19 protein-coding genes, 1 tRNA gene and 1 pseudogene are annotated in these 16,823 nt (G+C 50.4%); 13 read left to right on the top strand and 8 right to left on the bottom strand.

The window, feature by feature from the left end; all coding sequences use genetic code 11:
• The first annotated feature begins 40 nt into the window (after positions 1-40).
• The 6 genes and pseudogenes from ACF2G4_RS07220 to ACF2G4_RS07195 all read left to right on the top strand — a co-directional run bounded on the left by ACF2G4_RS07220 (position 41) and on the right by ACF2G4_RS07195 (position 4,242).
• On the top strand, positions 41-1,714 hold the full coding sequence (locus tag ACF2G4_RS07220) for a peptide ABC transporter substrate-binding protein (protein ID WP_409075761.1): 1,674 nt from the start codon (positions 41-43) through the stop codon (positions 1,712-1,714).
• Between the two features lie 98 nt (positions 1,715-1,812).
• On the top strand, positions 1,813-2,763 hold the full coding sequence (locus ACF2G4_RS07215; RefSeq protein ID WP_409075760.1) for an ABC transporter permease: 951 nt from the start codon (positions 1,813-1,815) through the stop codon (positions 2,761-2,763).
• 9 nt (positions 2,764-2,772) lie between these two features.
• Entirely contained in the window at positions 2,773-3,657 is an 885-nt protein-coding gene (locus ACF2G4_RS07210) for an ABC transporter permease (protein WP_409075759.1), read from the top strand.
• 106 nt (positions 3,658-3,763) lie between these two features.
• Positions 3,764-3,925, top strand: coding sequence for a hypothetical protein (locus ACF2G4_RS07205; protein ID WP_215846517.1), 162 nt, complete (start codon positions 3,764-3,766; stop codon positions 3,923-3,925).
• 73 nt (positions 3,926-3,998) lie between these two features.
• Positions 3,999-4,163 (top strand): annotated as a pseudogene (locus tag ACF2G4_RS07200) (PKHD-type hydroxylase); the annotation flags it as partial.
• A complete protein-coding gene (locus ACF2G4_RS07195) occupies positions 4,099-4,242 on the top strand; it encodes a hypothetical protein (RefSeq protein WP_409075959.1) in 144 nt (47 codons plus the stop codon). The pseudogene ACF2G4_RS07200 and the gene ACF2G4_RS07195, both read left to right, overlap by 65 nt.
• 135 nt (positions 4,243-4,377) lie before the next feature.
• Here ACF2G4_RS07195 and ACF2G4_RS07190 read toward each other — a convergent pair.
• The 3 genes from ACF2G4_RS07190 to ACF2G4_RS07180 all read right to left on the bottom strand — a co-directional run bounded on the left by ACF2G4_RS07190 (position 4,378) and on the right by ACF2G4_RS07180 (position 6,181).
• A tRNA-Asn gene (locus tag ACF2G4_RS07190) sits at positions 4,378-4,453 on the bottom strand.
• A gap of 103 nt (positions 4,454-4,556) precedes the next feature.
• Positions 4,557-5,333: a DgsA anti-repressor MtfA gene (mtfA, locus tag ACF2G4_RS07185; protein ID WP_409075758.1), complete on the bottom strand. Its 777-nt coding sequence runs from the start codon at positions 5,331-5,333 to the stop codon at positions 4,557-4,559.
• 170 nt (positions 5,334-5,503) lie between these two features.
• The gene (locus tag ACF2G4_RS07180; protein WP_409075757.1) at positions 5,504-6,181 is read right to left on the bottom strand and encodes a hypothetical protein; all 678 of its coding nucleotides are present in this window, start codon (positions 6,179-6,181) and stop codon (positions 5,504-5,506) included.
• Between the two features lie 606 nt (positions 6,182-6,787).
• On the opposite strand from ACF2G4_RS07180, the gene ACF2G4_RS07175 reads away from it, so the two are divergent.
• Both ACF2G4_RS07175 and ACF2G4_RS07170 read left to right on the top strand, forming a co-directional pair.
• Complete coding sequence (locus ACF2G4_RS07175; RefSeq protein ID WP_215846520.1) at positions 6,788-7,486, top strand: phosphohydrolase; 699 nt, start codon at positions 6,788-6,790, stop codon at positions 7,484-7,486.
• 78 nt (positions 7,487-7,564) lie between these two features.
• Positions 7,565-7,816 carry a hypothetical protein gene (locus ACF2G4_RS07170; protein WP_243077674.1) on the top strand — a complete coding sequence of 84 codons (252 nt, stop codon included), beginning with the start codon at positions 7,565-7,567 and terminating at the stop codon, positions 7,814-7,816.
• Positions 7,817-7,905: 89 nt separating this feature from the next.
• Here ACF2G4_RS07170 and dcm read toward each other — a convergent pair whose 3' ends face one another.
• Together dcm and ACF2G4_RS07160 are read right to left on the bottom strand one after the other, a co-directional pair.
• Positions 7,906-9,285, bottom strand: coding sequence for a DNA (cytosine-5-)-methyltransferase (gene dcm / locus ACF2G4_RS07165; protein ID WP_409075756.1), 1,380 nt, complete (start codon positions 9,283-9,285; stop codon positions 7,906-7,908).
• Between the two features lie 82 nt (positions 9,286-9,367).
• Positions 9,368-11,245 (bottom strand): hypothetical protein, encoded by a 1,878-nt coding sequence (locus ACF2G4_RS07160; protein WP_409075755.1) that lies wholly within the window; start codon positions 11,243-11,245, stop codon positions 9,368-9,370.
• 385 nt (positions 11,246-11,630) lie between these two features.
• Here ACF2G4_RS07160 and ACF2G4_RS07155 point away from each other — a divergent pair, with 385 nt between their 5' ends.
• The 5 genes from ACF2G4_RS07155 to ACF2G4_RS07135 all read left to right on the top strand — a co-directional run bounded on the left by ACF2G4_RS07155 (position 11,631) and on the right by ACF2G4_RS07135 (position 13,907).
• Positions 11,631-12,107 carry a very short patch repair endonuclease gene (locus tag ACF2G4_RS07155; RefSeq protein WP_243077676.1) on the top strand — a complete coding sequence of 159 codons (477 nt, stop codon included), beginning with the start codon at positions 11,631-11,633 and terminating at the stop codon, positions 12,105-12,107.
• A gap of 67 nt (positions 12,108-12,174) precedes the next feature.
• The gene (locus ACF2G4_RS07150; protein ID WP_215846524.1) at positions 12,175-12,450 is read left to right on the top strand and encodes a hypothetical protein; all 276 of its coding nucleotides are present in this window, start codon (positions 12,175-12,177) and stop codon (positions 12,448-12,450) included.
• Positions 12,451-12,471: 21 nt separating this feature from the next.
• A complete protein-coding gene (locus tag ACF2G4_RS07145; protein WP_243077677.1) occupies positions 12,472-13,383 on the top strand; it encodes a DUF808 domain-containing protein in 912 nt (303 codons plus the stop codon).
• Positions 13,384-13,416: 33 nt separating this feature from the next.
• On the top strand, positions 13,417-13,548 hold the full coding sequence (locus tag ACF2G4_RS07140) for a hypothetical protein (RefSeq protein WP_256449269.1): 132 nt from the start codon (positions 13,417-13,419) through the stop codon (positions 13,546-13,548).
• A gap of 179 nt (positions 13,549-13,727) precedes the next feature.
• Positions 13,728-13,907, top strand: a complete 180-nt coding sequence (locus tag ACF2G4_RS07135; RefSeq protein ID WP_215846525.1) for a YodC family protein — start codon at positions 13,728-13,730, stop codon at positions 13,905-13,907.
• Between the two features lie 85 nt (positions 13,908-13,992).
• Here the strand turns inward: ACF2G4_RS07135 and ACF2G4_RS07130 are convergent, their stop codons facing one another.
• The 3 genes from ACF2G4_RS07130 to ACF2G4_RS07120 form a co-directional block, all read right to left on the bottom strand.
• Entirely contained in the window at positions 13,993-15,213 is a 1,221-nt protein-coding gene (locus tag ACF2G4_RS07130) for a glycosyl transferase (protein ID WP_215846526.1), read from the bottom strand.
• 42 nt (positions 15,214-15,255) lie between these two features.
• A complete protein-coding gene (locus ACF2G4_RS07125; protein WP_243077678.1) occupies positions 15,256-16,038 on the bottom strand; it encodes a mannosyl-3-phosphoglycerate phosphatase-related protein in 783 nt (260 codons plus the stop codon).
• Positions 16,039-16,529: 491 nt separating this feature from the next.
• Positions 16,530-16,766 (bottom strand): DUF2525 domain-containing protein, encoded by a 237-nt coding sequence (locus ACF2G4_RS07120; protein ID WP_215846528.1) that lies wholly within the window; start codon positions 16,764-16,766, stop codon positions 16,530-16,532.
• Positions 16,767-16,823: the final 57 nt, after the last annotated feature.

The raw sequence follows: 16,823 nt of genomic DNA, 5'->3' as shown, positions 1-16,823 counted from the left end.
AGACTGCCCGACGTTGCGTTCCCTGACCTGAGGAAAAAAGATGAGCGATAAGTTTGCGGATCACCTGCCCCCTATTTCGCGTCGGCAGGCATTGATTTATCTGGCATCGGGTACGGCGGCGCTGGCGATGCCTTCGCTGTTTGGCGGTAACATGGCACGTGCGGCGATGCCCGGCGCAGGTAAGGGTGGGCAAATGGTCGTGGGCTTTTCGCAGGAGCCGACAGTGTTTAACCCTTTAATGCCGCATATTGAGGTGGATGATGGCCTGCATTTTAGCCTGTTCGATCAGCTGATTGGTGTAGATGACAAAGGCAATTTGTTTCCTAAACTGGCGACAGAAGTGCCGACGCTGGAAAACGGTGGTATTAGCGCGGATGGCCTGAATTTCCATCTCAAACTGCGGGATAACGTGAAATGGCACGACGGTAAACCTTTCACCGCGGAGGACGTGAAATTCACGTTGGAGCTGCTGGTAGATGCCAACTTCCGCAGTTGGACGCGTACCGGGCATGAACTGGTGCGCGACATTAAGGTGGTGTCGCCAACCGAAATTACCTGGCGGATGGAGAAACCGTACTCGCCTTATACCTCTATTCTGGCCGCAACTTTTATTGTGCCTAAGCATGCTTTCGACGGCGTAGCCGATAAAAACACCGCCCCTTTTAACACGGCACCCATTGGTACCGGCCCTTTTAAGTGGCAGCAGCGCGTGCCGGGCGATCACATTGAGCTGGTGGCAAACAAAAGCTATTTCCTCGATGGCCCGATGCTGGAACGGCTGATCTATAAATACATCCCCGATCTCAATGTGATGTATACCCAGTTCGCCTCCGGTGATATCGATGTGGTGGGCTTGCAGTGGATCACCGCCGATCACTATGACGAAGCGAAGAAGCTGCCCAATAAAGTGGTGGATGTGTTTCAAAGCGCCACCATTGAGAACTTTGCGTTCAACCTTGGCAAGCCGCAGTTTCAGGAGCTTGCCGTGCGCGAGGCGCTGTATTACGCCATCGACAAACAGACGATTATCGACGCGCTCTATTACGGTTTGCCGAAGCCGACCGAAACCTATATGCCGATGCAGTCATTTTATTTCAATCCCGACCTGCCGAAGCATGAATACAATCTCGATAAAGCCAAAAAGCTGCTCGATGATGCGGGCTGGAAACCGGGCGCGGGGGGTATTCGCGAAAAGAATGGCGTACGGCTGTCGTTCAGTAATTCCACCACCGCGGGCAATCATCTGCGCGAACAGATGCAGCAATTTATCCAGCAAAGTTTTCAGGAAATTGGCGTGGAGATGAAAATTGCTAACCTGCCACCGGCAGTGATGTGGGGCGATTTCTGGATGCTGTCAAAATATGACAGTGCGATTGTCGGACTGAACTATCTCACCGGTTCCGATCCCGATACCGCTAATTACATGCATTCAACGTCCATTCCCGCGCAGGGCGGTGCAGGGCAGAACGTGTTCCAGTATAAAAATCCAGAAGTGGATACCTTGCTGGTTCAGGGTGCAGCAGAGTTTTCGCCAGAAAAACGTAAGGCAACTTACCTGAAAATCCAGGCGCTGGTGCGTAAGGATCTGCCGGTGTTAACGCTGTTTACCTTCGCTAACGTGCGCGGCTACAAGCAGGGCGCAGAGAACATTACGCCAAATATCAACGTGCGTATCGACAGTTGGAACGTGAACAGCTGGGGCTGGAAAGCCTAATGGGTTAACGCGTTTTGCTTCACCTTAAGCCTCTTTTTCCGCTTAAGAGGCTTAAGGGCGGCGCAAACCAGTGGTACATCGCTCTGAGGAGAATGCGTATGGCAGCTTTTCTGTTGAGACGCGTGGGGCAGAGCCTCATTCTGCTGTTTTTGGTTTCGATCATTGGCTTTACGGCACTGAATTTGGCACCGGGTGGCCCACTCTCGCAATTTGCCTTAACGCCGGGCATGACGCAGGAAGCGATGCAGCGTATTGCTGAACAGATGGGACTCAATCGTCCTTTGCCGGTGCAATATTTTGACTGGTTAAGCCATCTGGTGCGCGGCGACTGGGGGCGTTCTTACCGCGACGGTGAACCGGTGTTGCGCATTATCTTCTCGCATCTGCCTGCCACGCTGTTGTTAATGGTGAGTTCAATGGTGCTGTCGATTACCATCGGTGCCTTGGCGGGAATCAAGAGCGCGACCCAGCGCAACAGCCTATTCGATCAGGTTTCCACACTCTCCTCAATGATCGCGCTGTCGATTCCCACTTTCTGGTTCGGTCTGGTGGCGATCTATTTCTTCTCGCTAAAGCTGCAATGGTTGCCCGCTGGCAATATGTATACGGTGGGCGATGGGTCGGTGCTGGATGTGTTGCGTCACTTGATCCTGCCGGTTTTGGTGCTGACCTTCGTGGATGTGGCGATCTGGAGCCGCTACATGCGTACCGCCACGCTGGAAGTGATTCATCAGGACTTCGTCAAAACAGCTCGCGCCAAAGGTGTGCCGCCGCGTCGGGTGCTGATGAAGCATGTGGTCGGTAACGCGCTTTTACCGATGATCACGCTGGCGGGCATGCAGCTTCCTACGGTGCTGGGCGGCGCGTTAGTGGCAGAAACGGTATTCACCTGGCCTGGCATGGGACGGCTGTTCCTGGACAGTTTGGGGTACAGCGATTATCCGGTGGTGATGGGGCTGCTGATGTGTTCAGCCTTGTTGGTGTTAGTGGGCAATTTACTGGCTGACGTAATAACCGCGCTGGTCGATCCGCGCATTCGTCCAACCTGAGGTGAATATATGGCTTCTTCAGTATTAGCACCGTCGGTGATCAGAGTGCGCTGGTGGCACAACCGGACACTGCAGCGTTTTATACAGCATCGCCTGGCTTGTGCCAGCCTGATCATCATCATTCTCATGGCGCTGGCCTGCGCCTTCGGCCCGCTGCTGCTGCCGTTTGACGATCTGTTTATTGATCTGCGTGCGCGCTTTGCGCCACCGATGACCGGTTATCACTGGTTGGGCACCGATCCGTTAGGCCGTGACGTGTTGGCTCGCTTATTAATGGCGGGACGTATTTCACTGCTGGTTGGTTTTTTCGCCATGGTACTTAGCATTATGCTGGGCACCGTTGTCGGCATTGTGGCGGGCTATTACGGCGGGCGGATGGGTGCGCTGTTAATGCGCATCGTAGATGCTTTTCTCGCTTTCCCAAGTGTCTTTTTGCTGCTGGCGCTGGCTGCGTTTATCAAACCCAGCCCGGCGATGATCACCGTGATTATCGCCGTAACCAGCTGGATGGAGGTGGCGCGTATTGTTGAGGCAGAAGTCCGCTCGCTGCGTGAAAGGGAATATATTCTAGCAGCCAGAATGCTTGGCTTATCTGGGCGATGGATTATGTTTCGCGAGCTGTTACCCAATGTCGTGGGGCCGATTATCGTCGCTGCCACATTGACGGTGGCACGCGCCATTCTGCTGGAGGCGTACATCAGTTTTCTCGGTTATGGCATTCAACCGCCGTTGCCAAGCTGGGGCAATATGCTCAACGGGGCACAGCAATATTTGCTGCGTGCACCGTGGCTCGCTTTGGTGCCTGGCATTGCCATCACGCTTGCAGTGACCTGCTTCAACTTCATTGGCGACGGATTACGCGATGCGCTCGACAGCCGCAGTGATAAATCTTAGTGGCGCGGCTTAGTTGATTTTTGGTAAAGCAGCGCAGAAATTGGTGGTTCTGATCTGCGTTGAAAACCGGTTAACTCAAACCATCAACCCTTGAGGAGACGACAAAATGAAACACCTAAAAGCATGGTTTGAGGCCTGGCTGGCAGCCGATCGCTCAACCAACGCAGACGCCAGTGAATCGACCCTGGATAGTGAGCTTCTGTTCCCCATCAGCCAACTTTATGGGCTGGAGTATTATCCCTCCATTCACCGCTATCATGAAAAATAGCCGCTGTTGCTGCTTAACCTCTTACTTAACCATGTAAAGGCCCGCTTAGATCCGCGGGCCTTTTTTTGTCCATTTTGCTGCTGCGTTGCCACGTACTCTTTCAACACCGCTGCTTAATCGTTATGCGCAGAATGAAACCTACGGCTTTCACGTTGATGGCGTGGTGCGCAGCAATGGTCAAAGTGGCTGGATGCGAACCGATCTCTCCACCACGCTGTTTCTTTCTGAGCCTGAAAGCGCGTTTTGGTAAAGAAGAGGAGATTTTGTCGCTGCTTAACCTTTATCATAATGTATTGCGTGGCTGGACGGACGTTTAAGACGTTGCATCAGGCAGAGCAGGAGAGGTGTGCAGCGGCTGCGGTAAGAGGGCTGCTTTGTGGCAGCACCTTTTCATCAGGCTGTTTTAGGCACAAAAAAAAACAGACATCCGGGGATGTCTGTTTTTTCGAATTTGGCTCCTCTGACTGGACTCGAACCAGTGACATACGGATTAACAGTCCGCCGTTCTACCGACTGAACTACAGAGGAATCGTTGGAACGAGGCGAATATTAACGGCGACGTCTGAGGGTGTCAACAGCAAAAAATACATTATCATTCAACTGGCTAGCTTTAGCACAAAGCGATCGCGATTTAAGCAGATTCTGATGCATTTGCCGTCAGGCGGCTTAAGGGATCTTGTTGATAAAACTGGCGTAAGTGCTGATACATCGCTGGAAAACGTTCAGCTAACAGATCGGGTGCGGTGAAGAAATATTCGGATAGCACCGCAAAGCATTCAGCAGGATCGCTGGCGGCGTAGGGATCGATACTTGCCGCCTGTTCGCCGACCAGCTCAACTTCGCTTTCGATCTCTTCCATTGCCGCACGTAAATCCCTTTCCCACAGCGCGACTTCGCGCAGCGGCATCAGCGGAATACCGCTGGTGTAGCCGCTTCCACGGGCATCCAGTTTGTGCGCGACTTCGTGAATCACCAGGTTGTAGCCGGAGAGATCAAACGAATCCTGAATATCCTGCCAGTTCAACACCACCGGACCTTGCGTCCAGCTTTGTCCGGCATGCACCGCAGGAGCACTGTGTACCAGTCCCGCTTCATCCTGCCAGTTGTCATGCACGGAAAAGGGTTCGGGATAGATCAGCACGTCGTGAAAACCATCCAGCCAATCCAGGCCTAACGTCAAAACGGGCAAACAGAACAGCAGGGCGATGCGCACGCTGCGTAACGCGTCGAGCTGCACGCCATCCAGCAGAACCAGTTTTTTCTGAGAGAGAAACCGCTGCGCTAACAGCACCAACGCTCGCTGTTCGTCATCGGTAAGAAGAGTAAAGATCGGTTGCGCCAAACCTTGCTGCCACGGCAGCTCGGCCAAAGCCGTATCAACATGCGTTTTCCAGGGCCAGGTAAACATCACAGCACTCGCTCAGAATCAGATGACCACGCTATCCTGACGCGCCAGACATAAAAATGCCAGCATCGAAACATCATGCTGGCAAGGTTTGTTTGGTGACAGGGACAAGGCACCTATTCAAACGGGTCGGACTCAAAATGTCTGTGATTCAACCCGCAAAGCGCGATGAATTAGTCTCTTTCAACGCGTTGAAATTCCACCACCCACACCCACGGATTCACTTCCCAACTGGTGGCGCCATACTGCTTTTGCCACGCTTTACGGTAGGCTTCTTTGGGCGATTCTGAATTCATATTCATGGTGAAGAAGTTATTGAGGAAGTGGGAATCGGTCTGCACCCCTTCCGCCATGATGTCATCTTCACTAATATCCTGGATCTTTTCGGCACGTACGCCCGTGATCTGCAGATTGATGCGGCTCGCCCAACGCGGCATGTGGATGGCGGTTTGCCAGCCAAACTGCTCGCCTTCAGTGTCGTTCATCGAATGATGGCCTAATTCATTGCTGTCGGCACGATACTGGCAAAATTCGGGCAGGCGGAACGGCGTAGGATCGCGCTCATACTCCGCCAGGGCGCTTTCAGGCACAATCGGCCCACGCCAGGTTTCTCGCACCCATAAAATATCACCCGGTTTGCCATAAGGGCATTGATAGCTGATGTCTGTCATCGCCATCATTTTGTAACCATGCAAATGGTTTGCACTGACATCAAAGGCGTGTACACCTTCATGGTTATCTTGTCCTGGACCGAACGCCTGCGTTTTCATAATGCGCCGGGTTTGCGTCTGCTGACCAACCAGCAAGGCTCGAACACGCTGCTCGGAAAAAAGAATCGGCCGTTCTTTCATTGAGTACCTCTTTTTATTAGTAGAACCCGGTTACTGCGGTAAGCATTTTTCGCTGAATGCGCTCTAGCATAGAGCGTATATATCATTTTGCTTAATAATTTGTCGCCTTATTATCAGGCGGCTGCTGCGTATTTTGGTCTTAAAAAAGAGCAAAATGCAAAATTCGAACCAAACCCGCCAGAATAATTTGTGTTAGGCGGCTAATTGCCCAGATACAGTACGTTATAACGGCAAAAATGGGAACCTTTTCAGATTTGTTAACCTGTCCGAATAGCCTGTTTCCGTGATAGCGCGCAGCGACGAGCGCCAGCCTGAATTTGGCAGAAAAAAGCATTAATGTTGTAAACCATTACCGATCTTAAACTGATTCATTTAACTACAATCACTTAAGGAAATGCTTAAAAGAGGATGATTTGCGGTTATTAACGGCGAGAAATGCTATATAAATGATCGAGATCCCACTTTCCTGCCTGAAATCTCCGGCAGCGCCGCTCTTTTCCACAGCACTGTAAAAAAAGTGTCATTAGCCAGTCGTTATGATGGCCTGCCGTTCGCGACGCCTCTTTTTTCCGGGGTCGCGCATAAAACACTACAGGGAGATGGATTATGTCACTCACTCTTTGGCAATCCCGCTTTGAAAGCTGGTTTCAACTCAATTGGGTTCATGACGATAAGGCTCACGATATTGCGCATTTACGCCGCGTATGGATGAGTGCGCAACGGATCATGGCGGACAGCGAAGCTAATCCGCTGGTGGTATTGACCGCCTGTTATTTCCATGATGTGGTGAATCTGGCTAAAAACCATCCTGAGCGGCATCTGGCTTCCACCTATGCAGCGAGCGAAACGCAGCGGATTTTACAGCAGGAATTTATCGATTTTCCTGCTGAGTTGATCGATGCCGTGGCACACGCGGTAAAAGCGCACAGCTTTAGCGCGGCCATTATGCCGGAGACACTTGAAGCAAAAATTGTGCAGGATGCTGACCGACTGGAATCATTAGGGGCTATTGGGCTGGCGCGCGTGTTTTATACCGCCGGTGCCCTTAACCGTCCGTTGTTTGACAGCGAGGATCCGCTGGGAAAAGAGCGTGAGCTAAATGATGTGCACTGGACGCTTGATCACTTCCAGAAAAAACTGCTGCGCCTGCCGGAGACTATGCACACCGCGACGGGTAGGGCAATGGCGGAGCATAACGCCGATTTCCTGGTGCGCTACATGGCAAAGCTGTGTGCGGAATTACAGGGCAATTTAGTCAGCATGGATGAGTCCGTATTACGCGATTTCACGCCTTTGCGCGCTTAATATTAAATTTTTGTGACAGTCTGTTAATCGAAACGGTCATCCGGTAGCGTGATAGCCAGAACAATAAGGAGTACCACGATGACCGAAACTGTTAATTTAACGATAAAAATCGATCCTGCGCTAAAAGAACACCTCAAACAGCTGGCGCTTGAAAACGAAATCTCAATGAGCCAAGAGATTGTTCAGCGACTTCAGACCAGCCTGCAAACTCAGCAACATCCTGCGGTGGATAATCAGGATCTTGTTGAAGATGTTCCCAGCCCGCTGACATCAGCGGAGGTCAAACAACTTCGTACACTGTTGAAAAAGCAGACCAAGAAGAAGAAGTGAAAAAACCATAATGAAAAACCCGTCAATTGACGGGTTTTTTTTGTCCTTCATCAAGCTGCGAGCACACCCGCGAAAAGGGAGAGACGCGTTTAGCGTTTTAGACTGCGGATATGCGGTAACAGCAACTGGGCGACGGCGGCAAAAACCGGAACCACTACCGAGTTGCCAAACTGCTTGTAAGCCTGGGTATCAGAGACGGGAATACGGAAGGGTTCGCTGCCAGGTACGTCAAAACCCATCAGGCGTGCGCATTCACGTGGCGACAAACGACGCGGACGACGTGCCATGTTCGCAACATTTTGAAAATCCGCTTCCCCGACCACGCTATCCCAGCCGCGATCAATAAGAATTTCAGATCCATCCTTGTAATAGCGCGCCGACAGCGTTCGCACGCAGCAGTGAATATTACGCGGGTCGTTGAGGCCAAAACCAAAACCGTTGCCTTTGGCTTTATGCTTTTTTGCGTAGTTATAGAGATAACGCCAGAGATGTGGAGAAAGGGTATATTTCTCTTCTGGTTCGCTCTCCAGCAGGCTTTGCAGGCTGGGTACTTCAGCTGGAAAATGCTGGCGAATATCACGCAACGTAAAGGCGCGGCTGCCGGCAATATCACGACGAATACCCACCAGAACGATACGTTCACGATGCTGTGGCAGGAAGTGACGCGCATCAATGATTTTGGCATCAGGCGCATTGGCGTCTGCATCGGCTACGTCGTAACCCAGCTCATTCAGCGTCTCCATAATGATGGCGAAAGTGCGGCCTTTATCATGACTTTTCAGGTTCTTGACGTTTTCCAGTACGAAAAACGGCGGTTTTTTAGCAGCCAGAATGCGCGCTACATCGAAAAAAAGCGTGCCCTGAACCTGACACTCAAAGCCATGCGCGCGACCCAACGCATTTTTTTTGCTGACGCCTGCCAGTGAAAAAGGCTGACAAGGAAAACCCGCCAGTAGAACCTGATGATCGGGGATTGTCGCGTCGATATGCTGATAAACCGCTTCATCACCTGACACATCGGCAGGTTGCGTAACCTGACGAATATCGCTGTTAAAGGTGTGCTCTTGCGGATCGCTGTAATGATTGGCTTTGTAAGTACGAACCGCTTCTTTATTCCATTCGCTGGTGAAAACACATTTGCCGCCAATCGCCTCAAATCCACGACGAATGCCGCCAATGCCGGCAAACAAATCGACGAAACGGAACTCTGGCGCATCATAATGAGCCGGACGCGTGGGCAGCAGATTTTGCAGTAATAATACTTCCTGCGCAGAGAGCGTTGGCAGCGCCGTTTTGCCCTGACGAATGCGATTAAGCAGTTGAGGTGTCCAGTCCTGATAACCCGCATCATGCAGGCGCATGACAATATCGCGTACCGAATAGATCGCCAGCACGTGGGTTAACAGGGTCATTTCATCAGATGGCGAAGCGGGGGAGAGACGTGGTTCAGCGGTCGCGGCGGCGTGCATGCGTTTATCCTTAACAGTGAAGCGCCTATGCTAACACTCCTTACGCGCCGAAGAAATTGGCGGGACGTGCCCGCCAGTGAGATCAGGCTTTTAACTTTCTCATTTCGATACCAAAAATCTGCCCGTTGATGCGTACTTTAAGGCAGCTGGTCGCTTCATCAAACTCAGCCACTTTGCCACTGGTGCCGTGAATAATCAGCTCTTTGTTATTGTTATAGCCAAAGCCGACGCTTTTATTGCCGGTCCAGTGTTGCTCAAAGCAGACCACTGGCGTGGCATCCAACTCAGCACTTTTTTCCGGCTCACATTTCGTGAAGCTTTTGCGGAACAGAAAATGCACGCCGGCTTGATAACGATCCACGCCGTTGGTCTCTAATAACGCGATGCTTTGGCCGGTATATTGGCCGATCTTCACATAGATTTTGCAGGCTGAGCTTCCACCTTCAATGTGTACCTGAATAACCGGGGAAGAGCCTTCGCCGTGCCAGGTGGCGTAAGGTCCGCCGCTGGTGGCCTGAATCGCAATATATGCTGCGCCCTGCGCGGTTCTCTGCGAATAATCATTTTGTGTTTCCCCGACGGTACTATATCCACCGGAGCCCACAATTTTAATATTGAGCTGATTAGATTCGGTGGGAAAAGCGACCTCGCCCAAATAAAACCAGACGTCCTTATTAGTGCGGTTATCCATGCGATGTTGAGAGGTAACGTAGTCATAATTTAGCGAACCATTCAGGATCATCCCCCAGTTCGCCATCTCCACGTTGCCCTCTTCATATTCCGACAGCCAGCGCTCGCCCTCCGGTGTGAAATCGACTTTACTTCCGCTTTGTAGATTTTTCTGCGTCATGATAATACGGGCGTAAGCGAGTTTTAACGGGTTGGCACAATCCTCCAGATTGAAGGTCTCAATGATCCACTGACCGTTCGAGAGATCGCCGGGAAATTCTGTGTGTTCGATCCAGCCGTTACGAATAATGGATTGCGTACAGCGCGGAATATCTAAAGCAGGGAACAAGGTGTTGTGCTGGATATTAAAGTTGGCCAGTTCAATCGCCGTTGAATGATCCCATACGCCTTGCGCTTGACCTGACCAGCGTGCATAGACAATGGCATTTTGACAATAGCGGCCATAAAATTGATCGAATTTGCAGTCAAGGGTATCGATAATATCCAGTGCACGTCCGCCGAGGTAGCGGAATTCTACGCAGCTCAAACGTAAAAACTGGCCACCGGGAATAATGTTTTTAAAGAAGCCTTTGGTATTGGCAACCGTACTGCCGTCACCCTTGCTTTGGCCTTTAACAACGAAGCCCGATATCTCCACATAGCGCGCTTTTACTGAGAACATCACTTCGTTATTTTTCTGATCGGAAAGCAGCGTTGTTGAGGCAAAAAAGCCAAAGTTAACCGGTGCGCCAGAGATTTTAAATCGGGCAATCTCTTTTGAGGAAATATCAAACTTCGACAGCAAAAATACGCCAGCGGTAAAACGAATGCCGGTTGCAGGATTATTTTTCTGCGACCAGTCAAACATACGCGTTACCGCTTCAAGACAATCGACTTTACCGTCTGGGACGGCACCAAAATCGATAACCGTCACGTTGTTATAATCCAGAACGACTCGCTTCCAGCGCGCTTTTTCCGGCGTGACGATGTTCAGGCCAAAATCTTCTGCAGTGGTTTTATCTGCAGCATCGTAAACAAAAAGGCCACCGCCCCTGTTTGTGTCGGTGTTGTATTCCAATACTGAGGCAAGTTCTCCCGGCTGAGTCGGCTCGGTGCTGCGTAACTCAGCGATGTTTTTTAATTGCGTAATGCCCGCCCCATTACTGCTATTTAGGCTCGCCAACTCCACTATAATTTTGCCGAAATCAATGCCTTTACCGCTTTTATCTAAAACGGTGAGCGAGTTACTGTTATCAGCGCTAACGGTGACGTCATCTGATTTATTCGTCATGGTGCTTTCCTTAATAAATGGTCAAGAAGCGTTAAAGTCTTTATTAGTATAAGTACTTGAAAAATAATATTTATGTGCGTGCCGCCGTTAACCGGAGTAAAATATGTAGTCTTATTTTTAATCAGCGGTAACGGATTGAATTGTGTCGATAAGCGAAGCGGAAGATTTACGCTTTACAGATTATTCGCAGCACTCTTTTATGCATCGTTGGACCGAAAATAGGGCCAAAAAAGGATTTACAGACAGGAGATTGTGCAGCATGGCAGCATTGTCAGGTTGAGAACCCTTGTCAGTGGCTTATTAATAGCGTCGCCGGATTGACGCTAACACTGTCGATTTTCGTGGCTCAGGCTAAAGTTGAAAGACCAGTCAAAAAGGAGACGCCATGGCCGACGTTCACTCTAGCGAGATACGCAGCAAAAACATGCGGGCTATCCGCCAGCAGGACACCGCGATTGAGCAGCGCATTGCGCTCTTACTCAAAGATCGGGGGTTTACTTACCGCGTACAGGACAAAAACTTACCGGGACGTCCCGATTTCGTTCTGCTGGAGCAGCAGGCGATCATCTTCGTCCATGGCTGTTTTTGGCATCGTCATCATTGCTATCTGTTTAAAATTCCGGCCACCCGCACCGAATTCTGGATCGGTAAGATCAACAGCAACGTAGAGCGTGACCAGCGCTATGTTAAGCAACTGCAGGAAAATGGCTGGAAGGTTCTGATTATCTGGGAATGTGCACTGCGCGGAAAGCTGCGTCTCAGCGATGAAGATTTGCAGGAAAGGCTGGAAGAGTGGCTGCTGGTGATGAAGGAGAACGCTGAGATTGATCATCAGGGAATTCACCATTACCGCGCCCCCTGAACTTGCAGCCTTGCCAATCAGCAACATAATTGGTTAGATCTCCGCTTTCTCCGTGAAGGATCCTGTAATGAGCAGCATTAAACTGACCGTTAAACGCCTTTATCAGATCCGTGATGAGCGCATGGTAAACACCAAAGCGACAGCGCGAATTTATGTGGGCGATACGCTTATCGCCACGGAGGAAGTGACAGGGTTAACTGAGAGTCCAGTAAGTAAGTATCTGCATGCACAGACGAAAGCGGGAGAAGCGGTGCGTGTGGAATGGGATTGTGAGGGCATCGCCGAGATGTCAGTTGCCGAAATTGAGCGCTGCCCATGTTGTCAGCATAACGAACCGGAATAGAACCGGCATAAGGATCGCATTTTGGCAGGAACGAGTTTACTGACTTTATTAGATGATATTGCAACACTTCTGGATGATATTTCCGTCATGGGAAAAGTGGCGGCCAAAAAAACGGCAGGCGTTTTAGGTGATGATTTATCGCTTAACGCTCAGCAAGTGACGGGAGTTAAAGCCAATCGTGAGCTGCCGGTTGTGTGGGGCGTTGCCAAAGGATCATTTCTTAATAAGTTGATTTTAGTGCCGCTGGCGCTGGTGATCTCAGCGTTTGCCCCTTGGCTGATTACGCCACTTTTGATGATTGGCGGTGCCTACCTTTGCTACGAAGGCGTAGAAAAGGTTATGCACAGTTTGCAACATGATAAACAGCAAAAGTCACCGGAAGCGCGACAGGAGCGTTTGGACAAACTGACCAAGCAGGATCCGCAAGCGTTCGAAAAAAAGAAAATAAAAGGGGCGATACGCACGGATTTTATTTTGTCTGCGGAAATTGTCGCTATCACGTTGGGCATTGTCTCCGAAGCACCCTTAATGAATCAGGTCATCATCCTGGCCGGCATCGCCATTCTCGTTACTGTTGGGGTGTATGGCATCGTCGCGGCTATCGTGAAAATCGATGATTTAGGTTTCTGGCTGCGAGAAAAGCCTTCGCGCATGGCGCAGGGAATTGGCAGCTTTTTGCTGGCGACCGCGCCCTGGTTAATGAAGATTTTATCGGTCGTTGGCACTATCGCCATGTTTTTAGTGGGCGGCGGCATTGTGGTGCATGGCATCACGCCGCTGCATCATTTTATTGAAGAAGCCACTGCTGGATTTGGCGGACTGATTTCAAGCTTATTAAGCAACGGTGCCAATCTGGTACTCGGTTTTATCATTGGGTCGATCGTGCTGTTAGGCGTAAATCTGATTGCAAAAATGCGTGGGAAATCGGTATAAAGCGCGCTGAAATTGCGTAACGGGAGCAAAAAAATGAGCGATGACATGTTTGAATTTGATATTGATGCACAGCTTGAGCAGGCTGAAGCGAAAGCAGAGAAGAAGGCCAACGAAGTGCCTGACGATCTCGGCGATGAAGCAGATTGCGAAGGCTGCAAAATCTAATTCTTGTTAAAGAGTTTCTTTAAAAGCGGATAACAAATGTTATCCGCTTTTTTTATTTTCAACATATCCATCTGCTTAATTCTGAATTCGCCATTTTTATGTGTGCCTTAACAGGCAAGAACCCTTTTCGCCTGCTATAAAGAAAACTGTTCATTAAAAAGTCAAACGGAGGGCGCAACATGGTTTTTGCAATCAGTGAAGAAGTTCAGCATAAGGAAGGCGGGCAAACGATGGTTGTCACCGGTTATGCCAGCGGTATGGTCGAGTGTCGTTGGTATGACGGCTACGCGGTGAGAAGAGAAGCTTTCCGTTCTGATGAGCTGAGTCATTCAACACCGTCACAACAGTTGGCAAGTTGATGCGTTTTTTATCCGCCGCTTCCCTGCGGCGGGTGTCTTAGCCTTAACAATCTCATCCCGTTTTAGACTTCACCCTCTAGCCCCATCACACGTTACCTTCGTTATCCTCTTCCACGGCCTGATAAATACGCTGTAGGATGTCAGGGAATGCAGACTGCACACGACTCCAGCTTGGAATAAACGGCTTGTCATTAGGGCGTTCTATGAAGGCCTGTCCCGCTTCAAGAATCGACTGTGTAAACATCTCAACGGCCGCTTCTTCTACATGCTGTTCAAACTTCAGACCATTCATCGTCGCTTCGTGATTGTAGATTTCCATCATATCGAGTGCGTTACGGTAATAGGTGGCTTTCAGCACGCGGAAAGAATCACTGGTAAGCGGCACCCCCATGGTGGCGAGTTTACGTAGCAGCGACTGTACGATATCGCTGCTCATTCGTTTCAGTCCGCCCGTGCCATCTTCTTCCGCCAGCGGCTGGTGTTTGTGATCGTAGTTGTCGGCTATTTCGACCTGACACGTTTGTCGCGTGGTGTAATTACGAAATATTTCCGACAGCACGCCAATTTCCAGACCCCAGTCACCCGGAATTTTTATGCCGTTCAGCACGTGTGTACGCATGGCAAACTCACCCGATAATGGGTAACGAAAACTGGAAAGGTAATCGAGATAGTCAGAATGGCCGTACACTTTTTGCAGCGAACGCAGCAGTGGGCCAACCAGTAAACGCCCAACACGACCATTTAGTTTGCCATCTGCCACGCGCGCATAGAAACCTTTGCAAAACTCATACTGGAACGACGGGTTCGCCAGCGGATAAAGCAGGCGCGCCAGCATGCCGCGTTCATAGGTGACGATATCGCAGTCATGGAGCGCCACACAGCTGGTGCGGTCAGAAGCCAGCGTATAGCCAGTACAAAACCAGACGTTGCGGCCTTTGCCGGGCTGGCTGGGCGACAAGCCCTCTTTGTCTAATTCTGCATCTATCGCTTTCAAACGCGGGCCATCGTTCCATAAAATTCGATGGCGCTGTGGCAAACGCGAGAAGAATTCCCGGGCATGTAAAAACTGCTCGCGGTCAGCGCGATCAAGACCGATGACGATCTCATTGAGATAAGGTACCTGGGCTAGTTCATCAACAATATTGCTCAGTGCCGGGCCTTCCAGCTCAGAAAACAGTGACGGCAGAATTAAGCCCATTTTGCGCTTACGGGCAAAGCGTACCATCTCTTTTTCAAGCGACTCCACGCTGCGGTGGGTGAGGTTATGGAAGTTAGTGACGACGCCATTCTGATAAAAATCACTCATCGCATTATCCTTATGGTATGCAGCGGCTGCCGCAAATTGAGGCTAAGTAAGAAAATAGTCCAGACCTTCGCACCAGCCTTCGGGGCCATAGTGCGCGGTGTGATAGATATGTTTGAGATCTTGTCGTGTCAGGCGCACCGGCGTTTTACTGTAGCCTTTGATCACCACCGCGTAGTCGACGGCATCCAGCATGGGTGCATCGTTTGGGCCATCACCCAACCCAATAGTGACCCGAGGTTCACCTGACTGCTGGCTAAGTAACCAGCGTAGCGCTTCACCTTTCCCGCTGCCCGCCGGCATCACGTGCCAAAAGCGACCGCCCTGCGTTAATGTCAGATTGTGTTGCGTGAGTTCGCTGTGAAAGGAAGCAAAAGCTTCTTCGCTGTCACGCCAGACCAGCACCTCTGACGCGTCGCGCTGGCGCGATAGTGCGGCGTCAGCCTCGCTGAGTCCTGTCATCGCCGAGACTTCCCGATCGGTAAAATTGTGAAATCCAGTGAAGCGATAACGACTTTGTAGCAGCGATAAACGGTGGCACAGCGTTTCATAGTCTGCGCTGTCAGCGGGCAGGCGGATCCGTTCTGAAGGATCGAGTTGGATCAGCGCACCGTTTTCAGCAATGAACGGTGCGCCCGTAATACCGAGTTTCTTTTGCAACGGCAGAATTTCCGCCGCGGTTTTACTGGAGCAGATCACCAAAGGAATTTGGTGTTGTTGCAACTGCTCAAGCCATTCCTCAGCGGGATCCCAGCTATAGCTGTGATGGTCGAGCAGGGAACCGTCTAGATCGGTCACAATCATTAATGGTTGTTGAAGCGTAGGCATCGTAAGGCTCCTTTCATCACATTCAACGCCCCGTCATTCTTCACGCTGCAGGTGCGTTATCTACATTACTCGACACGTTTGTGCGTCAGCGAAATGCAGGTCAAACCGATTTCGCCTACTGTGTCATTCGTTTGCCGCCTCGCTGCAACGCAAATTATTCAGGGTATAAAGCAACGATTTTTCAATATTATAGTTGAATCTTAGTTGCACTTTCGCCGAACACTCACCTTATGAATATCCAGGAATAATCTTAAAACGTAACGGCGTTTACGGGTATGTTGCACGTTTCTTGCGCGCTCTAGCGCTTGGTACGCAAGGTGTTTTCGGTAACAGTGACATCAAAATAGCGGTTTGTGTGGCAGGTTTGTGCAGGGTTAAGACTTGTCTTAAGTCAGGAGAGGCGTAGTCTGCAGAGGTGTTAAGAATTCCCTGGTGTAACGAATTGAATTTTTTACCCGGCCATCCCGCCGGGTATTTTTTTGGAAACGATTTCAACGATTCATTTCACTGCTGGTGCAGTCGTGAATATCAAGTTCAAACGCTTCAGCGATTTCGGTGTAAGCCTCAAAATGCCTGCTATCCAGCTTTATTCCACGATGGGATGGATCAAAATCCATATAATCGCGAACATCGCCCGATGTTTTCACCTGGATTGCTTCTAATAGCGCATCCACGTCCACATTCAAAGCCCGCTGTGCGTCATCGCTAGACTCTTTTGCCGTTGCCATAATCTGCCTCCTGAAGGCGAGATGATATTTGAGTATAGACGGCGGCGGGGAAAGCGG

This window comes from Pantoea phytostimulans (genome assembly GCF_046118715.1).
Taxonomy (GTDB): Bacteria; Pseudomonadota; Gammaproteobacteria; order Enterobacterales; family Enterobacteriaceae; genus Pantoea; species Pantoea phytostimulans.
The sequence above is the reverse complement of the archived record's forward strand: the minus strand, read 5'-3'. Positions and strand labels throughout refer to the sequence as shown.

Bases quoted from the DNA above. Each gene is read 5' to 3' on its own strand.
- ACF2G4_RS07120 (WP_215846528.1), bottom strand. From the start codon at position 16,766: ATGGCAACGGCAAAAGAGTCTAGCGATGACGCACAGCGGGCTTTGAAT.
- ACF2G4_RS07170 (WP_243077674.1), top strand. From the start codon at position 7,565: ATGACCGAAACTGTTAATTTAACGATAAAAATCGATCCTGCGCTAAAA.
- ACF2G4_RS07205 (WP_215846517.1), top strand. From the start codon at position 3,764: ATGAAACACCTAAAAGCATGGTTTGAGGCCTGGCTGGCAGCCGATCGC.
- dcm (WP_409075756.1), bottom strand. From the start codon at position 9,285: ATGCACGCCGCCGCGACCGCTGAACCACGTCTCTCCCCCGCTTCGCCA.
- ACF2G4_RS07150 (WP_215846524.1), top strand. From the start codon at position 12,175: ATGAGCAGCATTAAACTGACCGTTAAACGCCTTTATCAGATCCGTGAT.
- mtfA (WP_409075758.1), bottom strand. From the start codon at position 5,333: ATGTTTACCTGGCCCTGGAAAACGCATGTTGATACGGCTTTGGCCGAG.
- ACF2G4_RS07175 (WP_215846520.1), top strand. From the start codon at position 6,788: ATGTCACTCACTCTTTGGCAATCCCGCTTTGAAAGCTGGTTTCAACTC.
- ACF2G4_RS07210 (WP_409075759.1), top strand. From the start codon at position 2,773: ATGGCTTCTTCAGTATTAGCACCGTCGGTGATCAGAGTGCGCTGGTGG.
- ACF2G4_RS07130 (WP_215846526.1), bottom strand. From the start codon at position 15,213: ATGAGTGATTTTTATCAGAATGGCGTCGTCACTAACTTCCATAACCTC.
- ACF2G4_RS07195 (WP_409075959.1), top strand. From the start codon at position 4,099: ATGGTCAAAGTGGCTGGATGCGAACCGATCTCTCCACCACGCTGTTTC.
- ACF2G4_RS07160 (WP_409075755.1), bottom strand. From the start codon at position 11,245: ATGACGAATAAATCAGATGACGTCACCGTTAGCGCTGATAACAGTAAC.
- ACF2G4_RS07135 (WP_215846525.1), top strand. From the start codon at position 13,728: ATGGTTTTTGCAATCAGTGAAGAAGTTCAGCATAAGGAAGGCGGGCAA.
- ACF2G4_RS07215 (WP_409075760.1), top strand. From the start codon at position 1,813: ATGGCAGCTTTTCTGTTGAGACGCGTGGGGCAGAGCCTCATTCTGCTG.
- ACF2G4_RS07125 (WP_243077678.1), bottom strand. From the start codon at position 16,038: ATGCCTACGCTTCAACAACCATTAATGATTGTGACCGATCTAGACGGT.
- ACF2G4_RS07155 (WP_243077676.1), top strand. From the start codon at position 11,631: ATGGCCGACGTTCACTCTAGCGAGATACGCAGCAAAAACATGCGGGCT.
- ACF2G4_RS07220 (WP_409075761.1), top strand. From the start codon at position 41: ATGAGCGATAAGTTTGCGGATCACCTGCCCCCTATTTCGCGTCGGCAG.
- ACF2G4_RS07180 (WP_409075757.1), bottom strand. From the start codon at position 6,181: ATGAAAGAACGGCCGATTCTTTTTTCCGAGCAGCGTGTTCGAGCCTTG.
- ACF2G4_RS07140 (WP_256449269.1), top strand. From the start codon at position 13,417: ATGAGCGATGACATGTTTGAATTTGATATTGATGCACAGCTTGAGCAG.